Below are 17020 nucleotides of genomic sequence, written 5' to 3'. Positions count from 1 at the left end.
CGATTTGCGACCGCCTAAACGGGACACCTAGAAAGTGCCTTGGATGGCAAACTCCAACCGAGGCATTTAGAGATGAATTGATGAAATTGAGATAGCGGAAACCGTCGCAACGACCCTTGAAACTTCTTAGTAGAAGGCCTGAAGTCCGGTCTGTGCCCGCCCCAAAATCAACGCATGAACGTCGTGCGTGCCTTCATAAGTGTTCACAGTTTCCAGATTGACCATGTGACGGATAACCTGGAATTCCAGCGAGATGCCATTGCCGCCGTGCATGTCGCGGGCATTCCGCGCGATCTCCAACGCCTTGCCGCAGTTATTGCGCTTAACGATCGAAATCATTTCGGGCGCGGCTTCGGCCTGATCCATCAAGCGGCCAACGCGCAGGCTGGCTTGCAGGCCCAAAGCGATCTCGGTTTGCATGTCCGCCAGTTTGCGTTGGAACAGCTGCGTCTGCGCAAGCGGCTTGTTGAACTGTTTGCGGTCCAGACCATACTGACGCGCACCGTGCCAACAGCTTTCAGCGGCGCCCATGACGCCCCAGCTGATCCCGTAGCGCGCACGGTTCAGACAGCCAAACGGACCCTTCAGGCCCTGAACATGCGGCAGCAAGGCGCCCTCGTCCACTTCGACGCCGTCCAGAACGATCTCACCCGTAATCGATGCCCGCAGGCTCATCTTGTTCTGAATTTTGGGCGCGCTCAAACCTTTGAGACCCTTGTCCAAAACAAAGCCTCGGATCTTGCCGTCATGAGCATCGGATTTAGCCCACACCACAAAGACGTCTGCGATGGGTGAATTCGAGATCCACATCTTGCTGCCGGTCAGCCGATAACCACTGTCGATCTTTTCCGCGCGGGTTTTCATGCCCGCCGGGTCCGAGCCGGCATCAGGTTCTGTCAGACCAAAGCAACCGATCCATTCGCCGCTGGCCAGTTTTGGAAGGTACTTCCGGCGCTGTTCTTCGCTGCCATAGGCATAGATCGGGTACATCACCAATGAGCTTTGCACCGACATCATCGAGCGATAGCCAGAATCCACACGCTCAACCTCGCGCGCGACCAGGCCGTAGGACACATAACCGCCACCAAGACCGCCGTATTCTTCGGGGATCGTGGTGCCCAAAAGGCCCATTTCACCCATTTCGCGGAAGATTTCCGGGTCCGTTTCCTCGTTCTGGAAAGCTTCCAGAACCCGTGGTTGCAGCTTTTCCTGACAATATGCCTGCGCACTCGCGGCGATCATGCGCTCATCTTCTGTTAGCTGATCCGCCAAACGAAATGGATCGTCCCACGAGAACGCCCCCATGTCAGGTGCATCTTTGGCGCGCAAAGTTGGTTTGGTGTTCGGGGCGTTCATTTTGGTTCTCCGCTAGTCGGCTTTGTCGCAAAATACCCTGCCGTAACCGCAAATAACAGCTACAGTTTCGCAACGAACCATGAGTAAACCGCATAGAACAGGGCAGTGCGCCCTGCCCCGTGTTTTTACCCCAGCGCATACCCTGCGCCGCGAACCGTACGCACGGGATCTTCACCGCCATGCTGAGTCAGCGCCTTGCGCAAGCGGCCGATGTGAACGTCAACTGTTCTAGTGTCGACGTAGATATCGCGCCCCCAGACCCGGTCCAGCAGCTGTTCGCGGCTCCAGACACGACCCGGTTTTTCCATGAACGTGCTCAACAGACGAAACTCGGTCGGGCCCAGTTTCAGCGGCTTGCTGTTGCGGCTGACCTTATGTGTCTCGGAATCCAGAATGATATCCGCAAATTCAAGCTTGATACCGACCGTCGCAGGGCGAACACGGCGCAACTGTGTGCGCACGCGCGCCATAAGCTCGACAACCGAATACGGCTTGACCACATAGTCATCCGCCCCGGTTTCCAGCCCGCGCACCTTGTCGACCTCTTCCGACCGGGCTGAAAGCATGATGATGGGGATCGATCGTGTATCCGGGCGCGTTTTAAGGCGGCGGCACACTTCGATCCCGCTGAGGTTGGGCATCATCCAGTCCAGAACGATGATGTCCGGGCTGTCTTCATCAACTAGCAGCAATGCCTCGTCGCCATTGGCTGCCTTGGATACACGAAACCCTTCTGCTTCGAGGTTGTAAGCCAGCACTTCACGCTGGGCCAGTTCATCCTCAACAACCAGTACCGTAGGCTGATCAGCGGACATAATCGTTGCCTCCTAGGCGGTTTGCGAGGTGGTATCGGCTTTGGGACGTGCTTCCGACGGCCGTTCCCCAGTCACCAGATAAACCACCTGTTCAGCGATGGCTGTAACGTGATCGCCCATCCGTTCAATGTTCTTTGCGATGAAATGCAGGTGCATGCACGACGAGATGTTGCGGGGATCTTCAGCCATGAAGGTCAGAAACTCGCGGAATAGGCCGTTATACATCTGGTCTACTTCTTCATCCCGCTGGATCACGTCAGCGGCCAATTCGGCGTCACGTTGAATATAAGCGTCCAACGCGTCGCGCAGCATCCGCTCAACCTCGCGCGCCATACGGCGCAGGGCCGCGGCACTGCCGTTGATCTCGCCGGCGTCGACAAGAACCGTGGTGCGTTTGGCAATGTTTTTGGAATAGTCGCCGATACGTTCCAGGTTTGCCGAGACCTTCAGAACCGACAGAACCAGACGCAGGTCGCTCGCTGTGGGTGCCCGCAGCGCGATCACCCGCGCGGTTTCTTCGTTGATCAGATCCTCAAGCGCATCAATGGCTTTGTCGCCCTGACGCACCTCTTGGGCCAATTCGACATCCCGGGTTTCAAGCGAGCGCGCAGCGTTCATGATCGCGGCCTCGACCAGACCACCCATCTTCATGATATGGGCCTGAACCGCTTCAAGGTCGCGGTCGAATGCGGATGCAATATGTTGTTCGGTCATGTTCAAATACCTGTCCTCAGCCGATACGGCCGGTGATGTAGCTTTCCGTGCGGGGGTCTTCGGGGTTGGTAAAGATCTGACCGGTCTCGCCGAATTCAACCAGATTACCCAAATGAAAGAACGCCGTTTTCTGGCTGACCCGCGCAGCCTGTTGCATCGAGTGGGTCACGATCACCACCGAATAGCGCGAGCGCAGTTCGTCGATCAGTTCCTCGACTTGTGCAGTGGCAATCGGGTCCAGCGCCGAGCAAGGCTCATCCATCAGCAAAACCTCAGGTTCCGTTGCTACGGCGCGGGCAATACACAGGCGCTGCTGCTGACCACCGGACAGGCCGGTTCCGGGGGCGTCCAAGCGGTCCTTGACTTCATCCCAGATCGCAGCACGACGCAGAGATTTCTCAACAATATCATCGAGTTCTGATTTGTTCCTGGCAAGACCATGGATGCGCGGGCCATAGGCCACGTTGTCATAGATCGATTTTGGGAACGGGTTGGGTTTTTGAAACACCATTCCGACCTTGGCACGCAGCTGCACTGGGTCGACACGCTTGTCATAGATATCTTCGCCGTCCAGCAGGATATCGCCTTCGACCCGGCAAATGTCGATGGTGTCGTTCATCCGGTTCAGGCAGCGCAGAAAAGTGGACTTGCCGCAGCCCGATGGGCCGATAAAGGCCGTTACGGTCTTGTCCTCGATCTGGACGTCCACGTCTTTGATAGCGTGCGTGTCGCCGTAATAAACCTGAACGTTGTTGGCGGCGATCTTGATGGCTTTGGAGTCCACGGTTCTCTCCACTCGTGTCATATCATTCATAATAGCCCCCATTTACCAGCGGCGTTCAAAGCGGCGGCGCAGAAGTACCGCAATGGTGTTCATTGTAACGAGGAAGATCAACAGGATGATGATGCCCCCCCATGCGCGTTCATAAAAGGCCGGGTCGGCGCGTTTGGACCATTCATAGATCTGCGCCGGCATGGCCGAGTTGGGCGACAGGAAACCCGCAACAATTCCGTCGGGCGGGTTTGAGGCGATAAAACCCACCATACCGATCAGCAGCAGCGGTGCGGTTTCCCCCAACGCCTGTGCCAGGCCAATGATGGTGCCGGTCAGAATACCGGGCGCGGCCAACGGCAGAACGTGATGGAACACGGCCTGCATTTTCGAGGCCCCTACCCCAAGCGCCGCATCCCGGATCGACGGCGGAACCGCCTTCAGCGACGCGCGGGTCGAGATGATGATCGTCGGCAGCGTCATCAGTGTCAGCACCAGACCACCCACCAGCGGGGCCGAAGTTGGGAGGTGCATGTAGTTGATGAACACAGCCAGACCCAGAATACCGAACACGATCGACGGCACAGCGGCCAGATTCGAGATGTTGACCTCGATGATGTCAGTCAGCCGGTTCTGTGGCGCGAATTCTTCAAGATAAATCGAAGCCGCCACACCGATAGGCAAGGCCAACGCTAGAACCACCAACATCATGAACAATGAACCCAGCATGGAGACACCGATCCCAGCCGCTTCGGGCCGCTGGTCAGAGGCATCTGCACCGAAAATGAAATCCAGGTTGAAGGCTTTGTACAGCACACCCGCATCGCGTAGTTGATCCACGAAATCCAACTGTTCGACCGAGATACTCTTGTCGTTGGCAATCGACTCGCGGGTTACGCGGCCTTTCATGTAGCCATCGACACGGCTGTTGACCAAAAAGCGGAAGCTGACGGTCTTGCCGATCTCATCAGGGTTGGCGATCACATAGTTCCGCAACTCGGCCTGCGCGGCCTTGGACAGGATCTTGCCCATCTCCTTGGGTTTCAAGTCTGTCTGGATGCCCAGCTTTTCGACTTCGCTTTCCAGCGCAGACGCGATCAGAGGGGCATAACCAAAGGTCGAAACCTTTTTGATATCCTCGATATTGCGGTTGCCCTTCTTGTCCAGCTTGTCGGCCTTAAGCTCGACATTCAATTCAAGAAAGCTTTGCTGAAAGGCACCGGTTCCGGCCGTGACAATATTGGTCACCAGCACAATTAGCATCAGCAAGCCGATCCCGATGGCGGCGATGCCGTACATTTTGAACCGGCTTTCAGCCGCATTGCGGCGCTTGGTGCGTGCGTCCTTTTCGAACAGCGAACCACCTTTGGGCTTCGCGGTCGGAGCAGCGTCAGGCGTTTGGGAAATATCGGTCATTCGTACTGCTCCCGGTATTTGCGTACGATGTAGAGGGCGAAGATGTTCAGCCCCAGCGTGATGATGAACAGGGTCAGACCCAGCGCAAAGGCCACCAGCGTCTCGGGGCTGGCAAAATCGGTATCACCTGTTAGCTGGCTGACAATCCGCGTGGTGATGGTTGTCATCGCCTCGAACGGGTTGCCCGAGAATTTGGCAATCGCTCCGGCGGCCATCACAACAATCATCGTTTCACCAATGGCGCGGCTTGCGGCCAGAAGGATCGCGCCGACAATACCAGGCAGCGCGGCCGGTAGTATCACGTTGCGCACGGTTTCCGAATGCGTCGCACCCAGACCCAGCGAGCCGTCGCGCATGGTTTGTGGCACCGCGTTGATAATGTCGTCCGACAGTGACGAGACAAACGGGATCAGCATGATCCCCATAACCAACCCGGCAGTCAGAACCGCATTCGAGCTGGCCATCCAACCCACTCCCAGCATGCCACCGTCGCCGAACATCGACACCAACGCCGGACCCACGGTCAGCAGAGCAAACAGACCGTAAACGATGGTCGGAATACCGGCGAGGATTTCCAGCAGTGGCTTGGCGATGGACCGCGTCACACCCGAGGCATACTCGGACAGATAGATCGCGGCAAACAGGCCAATTGGGACCGCCACAAGTAGCGCGATCACTGAAATGTACAGCGTGCCCCACAACAGCGGCAGGATCGACAGCTCACTGCCACCGCGGAAGTTCGGCGCCCATGTGCTGCCAAAAAAGAAGTCCTTCCACGAATGCAGCTGAAAGAAGTTCATCGTCTCAAAAAGCATCGAAAGAACAATGCCGATGGTTGTCAGGATCGCGATTGACGCGGCCAGCAATAGCAAGGCCAGAACCCCCTGCTCTACCACGTTACGGGCCCTAAATTCCTTGTGCGTACGTACATAGGCAAAGGCTGCCCCAAGCAGTGCCAAGGCCAAAACCACGACCTGCATCGCAACTGTCCCTGTGGACGTCATGCTGCGGAACTTTTGTGCCGCGACCAAAATCGGCTGTGTGATGTCCTGAGTCAGAACCTGGCCTGCGTCTTTCAGCGTTTTTGTCAGCGCTTCAATATCCGCATTGCCGTTCTGGGCTTGAGTTTCGGTCATCGCGCCGCTGGCGACAGCGCCGTCCAGACCGTGTGCGACGCGGCGCACTTCACTCATGATCAGGCCACGCTCCGACCCTTCGGGCACTGCTTGATCAGGAATGAGGCTGGATACCGTGCTGTTTACGATCATCGGCTGGGCAAGAAGCCAAACGATCAGCACCCCTACTGCGGGAACCAGAGCCGTCAACGCAACGTTGTAACCGTAGTAAGACGGTAAAGAATGCAAATCGCGGACGTTACCACCCGCACTTGCCAGAGCGCGGGACCGACCCGCAAAAAATCCGATCACTGCCAGCGCAAGCAGGATAAGCAACAGCCAGGATAACGCCATGAGAACTCCGTGGGGATGGCAGAGATGGAGTCAAAAAGAACCGGGGCGAGAAAAACCGCCCCGGTTCCGTTCGTATGTGTGATTAGGAACCGCCGCCCAGAACGGTTTCGTTGGCAACTGCTTCCTGTACCTTGACCAGCTCAGGGTCGGATACCAGGCCGTATTCTGCCAGCGGGCCGTCGGGACCTGCGATCTCGTCGGCGACGAAGAACTCAGCATATTCTTTCAGGCCGGGGATCACGCCGATATGCGCTTTCTTCACGTAGAAGAACAGCGGGCGCGAAACCGGGTATTCGCCGGTTGCGATCGACTCGGTCGAAGGAACAACGTCAGACATGGTTGCGACTTGCAGCTTGTCGGTGTTGTTCTCGTAGAACGCCAGACCAAAGACGCCGATGCCGTCTTTGTTGCTGTCGATACGGGCCAGAGTTTCGGTGTAGTCACCGTCGATGTCGACCGAAACGCCATCGGTACGCAGAGCGATACAGGCTTTCTCGGCGGCTTTCTTGTCGTCGCCATTGGCCGCTTTGTAGACGTCAAAGTCGCCCAGATGCTCACAACCAGCCAGGATCACTTTGTCTTCGAACACTTCACGAGTGCCGTGCTTGGTGCCCGGGATGAAGGCTGCGATCGGCTGTGCCGGGAATGCAGGGTTTACGTCGGCCCAGGTTTTGTTGGGGTTGTCGACCAGTTCACCGTCAACGACGATCTGAGCGGACAAAGCTTTGTACCAGTCTTCCGGCGTGAACTCGAAAGAGTTGCCGTTGATGTCGGATGCGAAAACGATGCCGTCATAACCGATCTGAACTTCGATGATGTCAGTAACGCCGTTTTCAGCACAGGCTTTGATTTCTTTTTCACGGATCTGGCGCGATGCGTTCGCAACGTCGATGGTGTTTTCGCCAACACCTTCACAGAAACGCTTCAGACCTGCCGAGGAACCACCCGATTCAACAACCGGTGTCGGGAAGTCAAAATTCTCACCGAAGGCTTCTGCTACGATCGAGGCGTATGGCAGCACGGTTGAAGAACCCGCAACCTGAACCTGATCACGAGCGGCGGCCGCGGTGGCCGATACAGCAGCAATGGTAAGCGCCGAAGCCGACAGTTTTACAAAGGACATTTCAGTCTCCCTGAAAAGATAAATTGTGATCACCCCATGATGATCTGCGCGAACTCCTAAAAGCCGTGCGTAAGCCTTTTGTGACAAGTACGTAACGGTTTTATGACACGTAACGATTTTCTTAAGTTTTCTTAACAGGACAGTACGGAACACAGCGCGCGTCTGAAATGAACCTGCGTCATTGGCCGAAAATCAGCGCGGCAAAATCACTGTAAATACAGAGCCTTTGCCCAGATCGCTTTCGACCCGTAGCCGCCCCCTGTGGCGATTGACGATGTGTTTTACAATCGCAAGGCCCAGCCCCGTACCGCCCAGTTCGCGGGATCTGTGACTGTCGGCGCGATAGAATCGCTCTGTCAGCCGCGGCAGATGTACGGCATCAATCCCTGGGCCTTTGTCTGCGATCTGTACCCGAACCGCAGGGCCGCGCATGGCCGTGTCGCGTTCAGATGCTTGAATGCGCACATCAACACTACCGCCGCTACCGCCATATTTGATGGCATTCTCGATCAGGTTCGTGAACACCTGACGCAATTGGTCGCTGTCTCCGGTCACCGAGATTGGCCCTGATGACGCATCCAGTGTCAGGTCCACTTTTGCGGCCTCAGCAAGGGGACGCAGCGTTGTAAGCGTTGATTGCATCAGACCTGTCAGATCAACCTGCTCCCTGGGGCGAACCCGCTCTTCGCTCTCGACCCGGTTCAGGGATAGCAGATCGCCGACCAGCCGGTTCATTCGATTGGCTTCGTCGGTCATGATCTGCAGAAACCGCTCACGGGCGGCTGCATCATCTCGCGCTGGACCACGCAATGTTTCTATGAAGCCCATCAGAGCAGTCAGAGGCGTGCGCAGTTCGTGGCTGACATTCGCCACAAAATCGCGCCTCATTTGTCCGGCCTGTTCCAGATGCGTGACGTCCTGGAAAACGACCATCACGGCACCACCCTCCACCGCGCCCACACCCTTCATGTAACGGCATTGCACTTCGAAAGTGGTGTCCTGGGCACCATCATTGGACAAATGGCGCGTTTTGGCTGGGCCTTTACTGCGCAGGCTCTGCTCCATCGCGTCGATGACTTGTGGCTGCCGAAGGATCGTTGCGAAATGGCGGCCTTCGATGTTCTGACCCAGCATAGTTCTGGCTTCGGTGTTTGCCGCTATGATGCGCTCGGTCTGATCAACCATAAGCGTGGGCATCGGAATGGCCGACACAATTTCAGCAAGCAGGTCGTTTGGCATTTCCGTCACTCTTGATGCGTTTGGAATCAACCTAAGACACAGGTTTCAAAGTTTTGCGAAACGCGCGCATATTCTGCTGATAGTGAAGCGCGCTGAAGGTGATTTTTTGCGCTGCCGCCGCATCCAGTTCCCGCACAACTTTGCCCGGTGACCCCATAACCAGAGAGTTATCGGGTATTTCCTTGCCTTCGGTAATCAGTGCGCCGGCACCGATAAGACAGTTTTTCCCGATCCTTGCGCCGTTCAAGACAATCGCGCCCATTCCGATCAGTGTGTTTTCCCCGATCGTGCAGCCATGCAGCATGACCTTGTGTCCGATGGTGCAGTTCTTACCAATGGTCAGCGGATACCCGGCGTCGATATGCATGACGCAGTTTTCCTGGACGTTGCTGCCCTCGCCCACGCGGATCTCTTCGTGGTCGGCGCGGATGGTGCAGCCGAACCAGACCGAGGCACCCTGTTCCAGAACCACTTTCCCAATCAGGTTGGCATCCGGCGCAACCCAGGTGTCTTCGTGGATTTGCGGCGCGTGGTCACCCAAAGCGTAAATGGTCATGCCAAGCCCTCAAATTCGTTTTGCAACGTGCGGACATGGTTCTGCAGGCTGGGCTGCTGGATGCGGCGCATGCGTTCGGCGCTGACGATGGTTTTCAGCTTTTCCTCGGTGGCATCCAGATCGTCATTGATCAGAACATAGTCATAATAGCCCCAGTGGCTAATCTCATCCCAGCTTTTCAGCATACGTTTTGCGATAACGTCTTCACTGTCCTGACCGCGGCTTTCCAGCCTGCGGCGCAGCTCGGGGATAGACGGCGGCAGGATAAAGATCGACAAAGCGTGCTTGCCCAGATCCGAATTGCGGATTTGCACCTCGCCTTGCCAGTCCACGTCAAACAGAACGTCTTTGCCGCTGTTAATGGACTCGCGTACCGGACCCGCCGGTGAGCCGTAGAAATTACCGAACACGTGCGCGTGTTCCAGCATTTGTCCCTCGGACACCTGCTGCCGGAACGCATCCTCACTAAGGAAGTAATACTCGCGCCCGTCTTCCTCACCCGGGCGTGGTGCGCGGGTGGTGGCCGAGACCGAGAACTCAAGCTCGGAATCCCACTGCATCAGCCGTTTCGCCAGGGTCGATTTACCGGCCCCCGAAGGCGAGGACAGAATGATTAATAGGCCGCGTCGATCCGCCATTTGGGCGCTCCTGTGGTTATTCTACGTTCTGCACTTGCTCACGCATCTGATCTATTACGGCCTTCAACTCAAGGCCGACCGCTGTCAATTCCGCGCTTTGCGCCTTTGAACACAGTGTATTGGCCTCACGGTTGAATTCCTGCATTAGGAAATCCAGCTTGCGCCCGACCGCCGCGTCCTGCGCCAGCAGATCCCGCGCCGCCACGACATGCGCCTTCAGGCGATCAATCTCTTCGGTGATGTCCGCCTTGACGGCAATCAACGCCAATTCCTGAGCGACGCGGTCCGGATCAACCCCCTGCGCGTTGTCCATGACCCGCGCCAGATTATCCCGCAGCGCCTCGGCCATCTTGTCCTTGCGTTGCTCTGCCAGCTCTGCCGCTTCGATCGTCAATGAAGCCACCTGCCCTAGTTGATCTTCCAGAACAGTTGCCAGCGCCCGACCCTCGGACTGGCGCATTTCTATGAATTCGTCCAATAGGCCAGTGAACTCTGTCGTCAATTGGCCAACCAACGGGCCGGGGTCATCCCCGTCACTGCCCGCATCCAACATACCCTTGAGCGTGATCAGATCAGCGGCCGTCGAAGGCCTAAGGGTAACGTCCCGCGCAATGGCCATTTCCTGCGTTCGCGCCACAGCCTCAAGAACGGCACCCATGGCTGTCTCGTTCAGGACCAGGTCCGCCTGCGTCTCATCTCGGCTGAGGCGCAAAGACAATGTCACATTGCCCCGGCTGAGTTGTTTCGACATCGCGGCGCGCAACGCAGCCTCAAGCCCGGTCAACCAGTCCGGCACGCGCAGACGCATGTCCAGCCCCTTGCCGTTCACGCCGCGCAACTCCCACGTCCAGCTATGCGGCCCAAACGCCCCTTTTCCCGAGGCGAAACCCGTCATGGATTTAATCATGCCTGCCCTTTCCATAGCTGCCCGTTTTCAGTTTGCTGGGCGCACCTAATGCGAACTGCGCGCACAGGGCAAGAGTTTGCTGACTCTGCCTTTGTCCGTCAGTCGTTAACCATTCGTTAAAGATTTGCTCCAAAATTGAATCAACCTGCGTCAGTCTTACACCTGCGGACACTGGCCTCGGATGGAGGTCCCCGGTACTTCGCATTTTAGGAAAATGACGGTCGATAGGCGCCAGGGTGATAATGATGAAAACCTTTTTCGGGAACGGTTTCGGGTCAAGTTTTGGAAAGATCGTCTCTATGGATCGTTTTAACAGCGGGCGCAGCCTTTCGCCTATCCGGCAGGCCGAGGCGTATTGGACGGCGCTTCTGACAGGTGATGGGGTTCCCATGCGGTCGCAAATCGACCCGCGCGGGCTTGAGAACATTTTGGAATACACTTTCGTTCTGGAACGCATCGCCCCCGGACTTACCCGATTCCGTCTGGCCGGGAGGCATTTGAACCAGCTGGCCGGGATGGAAGTGCGTGGTATGCCGCTGACTTCCTTCTTTGAGCCCGGCGCGCGGGACCAGATCAAGACCGTGTCGGAACAGGTATTCGCACAACCAGCTATCGCCAATCTGACCCTGGAATCATCAGGTCGGTTGGGGCGTGTGCAGTTACAGGCCCGTATGCTTCTGTTACCGCTGAAAAGCGATTTGGGTGATGTCAGCCGCATTCTGGGCGTAATGGTCAGCGACGGCGCTATCGGTGCAACACCCCGACGATTCACAATCTCAGAAACCAATTTGCGCCCGGTGTCGGATGTGCAGGTTCCCAAACAACCGTCGCAAACGGTCGAGACCGGATTCGCAGAAGAAAAGCAAAAATTTGACCGTCCCGGTTCACATCTGAGGCTGGTTGTGTCGCGCGATGACTAAATCGCAAACAAAAAAAGGCGGGCCTATGCAGCCCGCCTTTTCCGATTATTGTCTATCACCCTAACTGGCTGCGCGGTTCTTGCGGTCGCGGCGCAGGTTGGTCAGCTCTTCTGCGACCAGGAATGCCAGTTCCAAGGACTGCGATGCGTTCAGGCGTGGGTCGCACGCTGTGTGGTAACGATCTGACAGGTCCTCTTCGGTCACCGCGCGCACGCCGCCGGTGCATTCTGTGACGTCCAGACCGGTCATCTCAAAATGCACACCACCAGGAACCGTGCCTTCGGCCTGATGGACGCCAAAGAAGTCGCGTACCTCACGCAGGACCGAGTCGAACGGACGGGTTTTGTACCCGGTTGCCGACTTGATCGTGTTGCCATGCATCGGGTCGCAAACCCAGGTGACCTTGGCGCCCTCTTCCTTAACCGCCTTGACCAGGCGCGGCAGGTGCTCGCCTGCCTTGCCTGCGCCAAACCGTGCGATCAGGGTCAGGCGACCCTCTTCGTTTTCCGGGTTCAGCTTGGCCATAAGAACCTTGAGGTCCTCGGCTGTCGTGGTCGGGCCGCATTTTAGACCAATCGGGTTCAGTACCCCGCTGCAGAATTCCACATGCGCACCGTCTGGCTGACGCGTCCGGTCGCCGATCCAGATCATGTGACCGGACCCTGCCAACCAGTTGCCGGAAGTAGAATCGAGACGGGTCAGAGCCTCTTCGTATTCCAGCAGCAAGCTTTCGTGGCTGGTGTAAAACTCCACGGTTGAGAACTCATGCGTAGTGTCCGCTGTGATCCCGGCGGCATCCATGAAGTCGATCGTGTCTTGGATACGGTCAGCAATTTCCGAGTATTTCTGTACATCCTGTTCATCCGTGAAGCCCAATGTCCACGAATGCACCATGCTCATATCGGCGAATCCGCCGGTCGAGAATGCACGCAACAGGTTCAAGGTAGCGGCAGCCTGCGTGTAGGCCTGCAGCATCTTGCTGGGATTCGGGATGCGGGCTTCGGGCGTGAAAGCCAGCTCGTTGATGATGTCACCGCGGTAGCTGGGCAACTCAACACCGTCCAGAACCTCGGTCGGCGCACTGCGCGGCTTGGCAAACTGGCCCGCCATACGGCCCACTTTGACCACGGGCACCTTGGCACCATAGGTCAGTACCATCGCCATCTGCAGCATCACCTTAAAGGTGTCACGAATTGCATCCGCGCTGAATTGTTCAAAGCTTTCAGCACAATCCCCGCCCTGTAACAGGAAAGCCTCGCCGCGACCGGCGGCACCCAGATGTTGTTTGAGACGCCGTGCTTCGCCAGCAAAGACCAGCGGGGGATACTGAGAAAGCTGAGCCTCGACTTTGGCCAGCGCGGCCGCATCGATATAGTCTGGCATCTGAACCCGGGGCTTGTTGCGCCAGTTCGTTTTTTGCCATTCGGTCATAGCTTTGATCTCCGCTGAAGTAGTCAGGTCGTCTCTATACAAAATGCATTGAAGACTGACCATATCCCTTTTGCGCCTCTTGACGTCGGAAACAAGCTTTGATCATGGTGGCTGGCAACAACGACGCCGGACGCGACGTAACAACGCGCCGAATCAAGGACACCAAGCCATGCAAGAGCAACGCCAAGTTGTCACAGTGGAAGGCGCTGAGGCCAATCCTCGGCATTTCGTGTTTGTCCTTTTGGACAAGTTTTCCCTGCTGTCTTTTGCCTCGGCGTTGGACAGCCTGCGGATTGCCAACCGTATGGCAGACAAAGAACTCTACACGTGGGCCCTGGCCGGTGAAGGTGGTGATACGGTCAGCTGTTCTGCCGGGACTACCTTTAACGTTGAAACCGACTTGGTCGAACTGCAACGCGATGACGTGGTCTTGATCTGCGGCGGCGTCGACGTGCAACTGGCGACAACAAAGAAAGTGCTGAACTGGGTCCGCCGCGAAGCGCGGCGCGGTTTGCGCATCGGCGGTCTGTGCACAGCAGCCTTTACGTTGGCCAAGGCCGGATTGCTGGACGGTAAACGCGCAACGATCCACTGGGAAAACTCGGACAGCTTTATCGAAGAGTTCGACGAAGTTGAACTGACCAAATCAGTGTTTCAGATCGACGGAAACCGGATGACGACTGCGGGCGGCACGTCCTCAATCGACCTGATGCTCAAGATCATTGCCGATGATTATGGTGAGGATCTGGCGAACGCCGTGGCGGACCAGATGATCTATTCCTCGATCCGTACCGATCAGGATACACAGCGCCTGTCGACCCCGACCCGGATTGGTGTACGACACCCCAAGCTAAGCCAGGTTATCCTGATGATGGAAAAGAATATCGAAGAGCCGATCTCGCCATCGATTCTGGCAAAAGACGTGGGCATGTCCACCCGACAACTGGAACGCCTTTTCCGCCGCTATCTCAGCCGCTCACCCAAACGCTACTACATGGAATTGCGCCTGCACAAAGCACGCAACCTGCTGATGCAGACGGACATGAGTGTGATCAACGTGGCTTTGGCTTGCGGCTTTGCCTCGCCCAGCCATTTCTCAAAATGCTACCGGGCCCATTACAACACCACGCCTTATCGTGAACGTGGTGCGCAAAGCGGGCGGTTGTCCGTCTGATCTACGCCTATCCGGGGGTCATGCGATAGATGGCTCCCTGTCCCACCGAAATAAACCAGATTGCCCCATCCGGGGCTTCGACGATATCGCGAACGCGCTCGGTTTCCGGCCCTTTGATCTGTTCGACCTCGCGCAGCGGTGTTCCTTCAAGGCGCGAGATGTAGTCAAACTTGAGCGACCCGACAAAGATATCGCCCCGCCACTCTGGCCAAAGCTTGCCGGAATAGACCAGCAAACCGGACGGTGCGATGGACGGATCCCAATAGTGTTCCGGCTGTTCCATCCCGGGTTTCGAGGTCCCCTCTCCGATTTTTTGGCCCGAATAGTGAACGCCGTAGGAGATCACCGGCCAGCCGAAATTCCGCCCCGGTTGGATCAGGTTCACTTCATCCCCGCCCTTCGCACCATGCTCTGAAATCCACAAGCGACCTTGCCTGTCCAACCCAGCGCCCTGCGGGTTGCGATGACCAAATGACCAAATCTCAGGGCGAATTCCAGCCTGTCCGACAAAAGGGTTGTCGGCAGGTACCGTGCCATCGCGATTGATGCGAATAACGGTGCCCATGTGGTTTGACCTGTCTTGCGCTGACGGACGGTCGCCGCGATCCCCAATCGTAACAAACAGCGTTCCGTCCTGCGCCTCGACCACGCGCGAACCGAAATGTCGGCCAGTCGAACCGCCCGGAACTGCTTCGAAAATGATCCGTACGTTGTTCAAGCGGCTCCCGTTTTCCGACAGGCGCGCCACGGCCACCGCGGTTCCCGCCCCGCCACTTTGGGGTTTGGAGAAGGTGAGAAACACCTCGCGGGTCTGCGGAAAATCCCGTGCCACGGTGATATCGAGCAGCCCGCCCTGCCCGTTCGCAGCCACCTTGGGCACCCCGGCAATGCGTTTGACCTCGCCTTCCGAGACAAACAAAAGATCGCCGTCCCGTTCGGTCACCAATGTTCCGCCTCCGGGCAATAAGCCGATCGCCCAAGGTGCATCCAGCCCGGTGACCATCGCCGTGACCTGAACCGTCCCGGCTGAGGTTTGAAGGGTATCGGCGCTGATGGGGCCGGCAAAAACCGACAGGACCAGAATCGCGGCAGCCCTAAGCATGAGAATCTCCAACTTTGGTAAAACGTGACAAACTCATCAAAACAAATAGGTTTATTCTTGGCAAAAACACATTTGCGTTAGGACTTTTCTTTTCCAGACAGCTTGCCTAGGGTCTTGCCCAGAACGAATACGTTCCAATAAGGGAGTAACCATATGAAAAAGCTGCTTACTGCAACCGCAGCATCCGCTCTGCTGGCTGGTCCGGCACTGGCCGAAGACGTCACTTTGGGCGTCCTCTTTGGCTTTACCGGCCCGATTGAATCGCTGGCACCAGCGATGGGTTCGGGTGCCGAAATGGCGATGGCCGAAGTCACCGAATCCGGCAAACTGCTGGACGGCTCAAAGGTCACCGCGTCGCGCGCTGACACCGGCTGTATCGACAACGGTCTGGCGACATCGAACGGCGAACGCATGATCGCGGACGGCGTTGCCGGTATTGTCGGCGGCGACTGCTCGGGTGTGACCGGCGCGATCCTGCAAAACGTTGCGATCCCGAACGGCATGGTCATGATCTCGCCGTCGGCGACATCGCCGGGTCTGTCGACCATGGAAGACAATGGTCTGTTCTTCCGCACCGCACCGTCGGATGCGCGTGAAGGCGAAGTGATGGCTGACATCCTGAAGGATCGCGGCATCAACTCGATCGCCCTGACCTATACCAACAACGACTACGGCAAGGGTCTGGCAGACGCGATCCAATCCTCGTTCGAAGCAGCCGGTGGTGAAGTGACAATCGTTGCCGCGCACGAAGACGGCAAGGCAGACTACTCGGCCGAAGTTGGCGCACTGGCATCGGCCGGTGGCGACATTCTGGTCGTCGCAGGCTATCTGGACCAGGGCGGTCTGGGCATCATCCAGTCGTCGCTGGACAGCGGTGCGTTTGACACATTCGGTCTGCCGGGCGGCATGATCGGTGACTCGCTGCCTTCCAACGTTGGTCCCGACCTGAACGGCTCGTTTGGTCAGATCGCAGGTTCGGGCGGTGAAGGTGCTGAAAAATACTTTGCCATGGCCGAAGCTGCAGGCTTTGACGGCTCGTCGCCTTATTCGCCTGAATCTTACGACGCTGCGGCTCTGTTCATGCTGGCCATGCAGGCCGCAGGTTCGACCAACCCGGCCGAGTATGGCGCCAAGATCATGGACGTCGCCAATGAACCGGGTGAGAAAATCTATCCCGGTGAGCTGGCCAAAGGTCTGGAACTGCTGGCCGCTGGTCAGGACATCGACTATGTCGGCGCATCGGGCGTTGAGCTGATCGGCCCCGGCGAAAGCGCGGGTTCGTATCGCGAGATCGAAGTAACTGACGGCGAAAACAAGACCGTCAACTTCCGTTGATTCGGCGTTAAACACCATAAAATCAAACAGCCCGGACCTTGTGTCCGGGCTGT

Annotated in this window: 16 protein-coding genes; 3 read left to right on the top strand and 13 right to left on the bottom strand. The window is 57.1% G+C overall.

Annotated features, from left to right (window positions below):
* Nucleotides 1–126: 126 nt before the first annotated feature.
* From AC2FJC_RS04660 to AC2FJC_RS04610, 11 genes are all read right to left on the bottom strand, one after another.
* Entirely contained in the window at nucleotides 127–1356 is a 1230-nt protein-coding gene (locus AC2FJC_RS04660) for an acyl-CoA dehydrogenase (protein ID WP_058271625.1), read from the bottom strand.
* A 125-nt stretch (nucleotides 1357–1481) separates the two neighbouring features.
* Nucleotides 1482–2171, bottom strand: coding sequence for a phosphate regulon transcriptional regulator PhoB (gene phoB / locus AC2FJC_RS04655; RefSeq protein WP_109311502.1), 690 nt, complete (start codon nucleotides 2169–2171; stop codon nucleotides 1482–1484).
* 12 nt (nucleotides 2172–2183) lie between these two features.
* The gene (gene phoU / locus AC2FJC_RS04650) at nucleotides 2184–2885 is read right to left on the bottom strand and encodes a phosphate signaling complex protein PhoU (RefSeq protein ID WP_058271623.1); all 702 of its coding nucleotides are present in this window, start codon (nucleotides 2883–2885) and stop codon (nucleotides 2184–2186) included.
* Nucleotides 2886–2901: 16 nt separating this feature from the next.
* The gene (gene pstB, locus AC2FJC_RS04645) at nucleotides 2902–3699 is read right to left on the bottom strand and encodes a phosphate ABC transporter ATP-binding protein PstB (protein WP_496738591.1); all 798 of its coding nucleotides are present in this window, start codon (nucleotides 3697–3699) and stop codon (nucleotides 2902–2904) included.
* Nucleotides 3700–3711: 12 nt separating this feature from the next.
* Nucleotides 3712–5073, bottom strand: coding sequence for a phosphate ABC transporter permease PstA (pstA, locus tag AC2FJC_RS04640; protein WP_282118432.1), 1362 nt, complete (start codon nucleotides 5071–5073; stop codon nucleotides 3712–3714).
* Nucleotides 5070–6542, bottom strand: a complete 1473-nt coding sequence (pstC, locus tag AC2FJC_RS04635) for a phosphate ABC transporter permease subunit PstC (RefSeq protein ID WP_496738590.1) — start codon at nucleotides 6540–6542, stop codon at nucleotides 5070–5072. The genes pstA and pstC overlap by 4 nt, the downstream gene beginning before the upstream one ends.
* A gap of 82 nt (nucleotides 6543–6624) precedes the next feature.
* Nucleotides 6625–7665 (bottom strand): substrate-binding domain-containing protein, encoded by a 1041-nt coding sequence (locus AC2FJC_RS04630; protein WP_496722892.1) that lies wholly within the window; start codon nucleotides 7663–7665, stop codon nucleotides 6625–6627.
* 192 nt (nucleotides 7666–7857) lie between these two features.
* Complete coding sequence (locus AC2FJC_RS04625; protein ID WP_496738589.1) at nucleotides 7858–8904, bottom strand: ATP-binding protein; 1047 nt, start codon at nucleotides 8902–8904, stop codon at nucleotides 7858–7860.
* Between the two features lie 31 nt (nucleotides 8905–8935).
* On the bottom strand, nucleotides 8936–9460 hold the full coding sequence (locus tag AC2FJC_RS04620; protein ID WP_496738588.1) for a gamma carbonic anhydrase family protein: 525 nt from the start codon (nucleotides 9458–9460) through the stop codon (nucleotides 8936–8938).
* Entirely contained in the window at nucleotides 9457–10098 is a 642-nt protein-coding gene (gene gmk / locus AC2FJC_RS04615; RefSeq protein WP_058271617.1) for a guanylate kinase, read from the bottom strand. The genes AC2FJC_RS04620 and gmk overlap by 4 nt, the downstream gene beginning before the upstream one ends.
* A 16-nt stretch (nucleotides 10099–10114) precedes the next feature.
* Nucleotides 10115–11005 carry a YicC/YloC family endoribonuclease gene (locus AC2FJC_RS04610; protein WP_496738587.1) on the bottom strand — a complete coding sequence of 297 codons (891 nt, stop codon included), beginning with the start codon at nucleotides 11003–11005 and terminating at the stop codon, nucleotides 10115–10117.
* 299 nt (nucleotides 11006–11304) lie between these two features.
* On the opposite strand from AC2FJC_RS04610, the gene AC2FJC_RS04605 reads away from it, so the two are divergent.
* A complete protein-coding gene (locus AC2FJC_RS04605) occupies nucleotides 11305–11925 on the top strand; it encodes a PAS domain-containing protein (RefSeq protein ID WP_496738586.1) in 621 nt (206 codons plus the stop codon).
* Nucleotides 11926–11985: 60 nt separating this feature from the next.
* Here the strand turns inward: AC2FJC_RS04605 and AC2FJC_RS04600 are convergent, their stop codons facing one another.
* Nucleotides 11986–13356 (bottom strand): class II 3-deoxy-7-phosphoheptulonate synthase, encoded by a 1371-nt coding sequence (locus AC2FJC_RS04600; protein WP_496738585.1) that lies wholly within the window; start codon nucleotides 13354–13356, stop codon nucleotides 11986–11988.
* A gap of 169 nt (nucleotides 13357–13525) precedes the next feature.
* On the opposite strand from AC2FJC_RS04600, the gene AC2FJC_RS04595 reads away from it, so the two are divergent.
* Nucleotides 13526–14530, top strand: coding sequence for a GlxA family transcriptional regulator (locus tag AC2FJC_RS04595; RefSeq protein WP_496738584.1), 1005 nt, complete (start codon nucleotides 13526–13528; stop codon nucleotides 14528–14530).
* A 7-nt stretch (nucleotides 14531–14537) separates the two neighbouring features.
* On the opposite strand, the gene AC2FJC_RS04590 is transcribed toward AC2FJC_RS04595, so the two are convergent.
* Nucleotides 14538–15632 (bottom strand): PQQ-dependent sugar dehydrogenase, encoded by a 1095-nt coding sequence (locus AC2FJC_RS04590; protein WP_496738583.1) that lies wholly within the window; start codon nucleotides 15630–15632, stop codon nucleotides 14538–14540.
* Between the two features lie 153 nt (nucleotides 15633–15785).
* On the opposite strand from AC2FJC_RS04590, the gene AC2FJC_RS04585 reads away from it, so the two are divergent.
* Nucleotides 15786–16967 (top strand): ABC transporter substrate-binding protein, encoded by a 1182-nt coding sequence (locus AC2FJC_RS04585; RefSeq protein ID WP_058271614.1) that lies wholly within the window; start codon nucleotides 15786–15788, stop codon nucleotides 16965–16967.
* Nucleotides 16968–17020 lie beyond the last annotated feature (53 nt).

It is taken from the genome of Ruegeria sp. CDSB117 (assembly GCF_059611005.1).
Note: the sequence above shows the minus strand (reverse complement) of the source record. Positions and strands in the feature narration are given on the sequence as shown.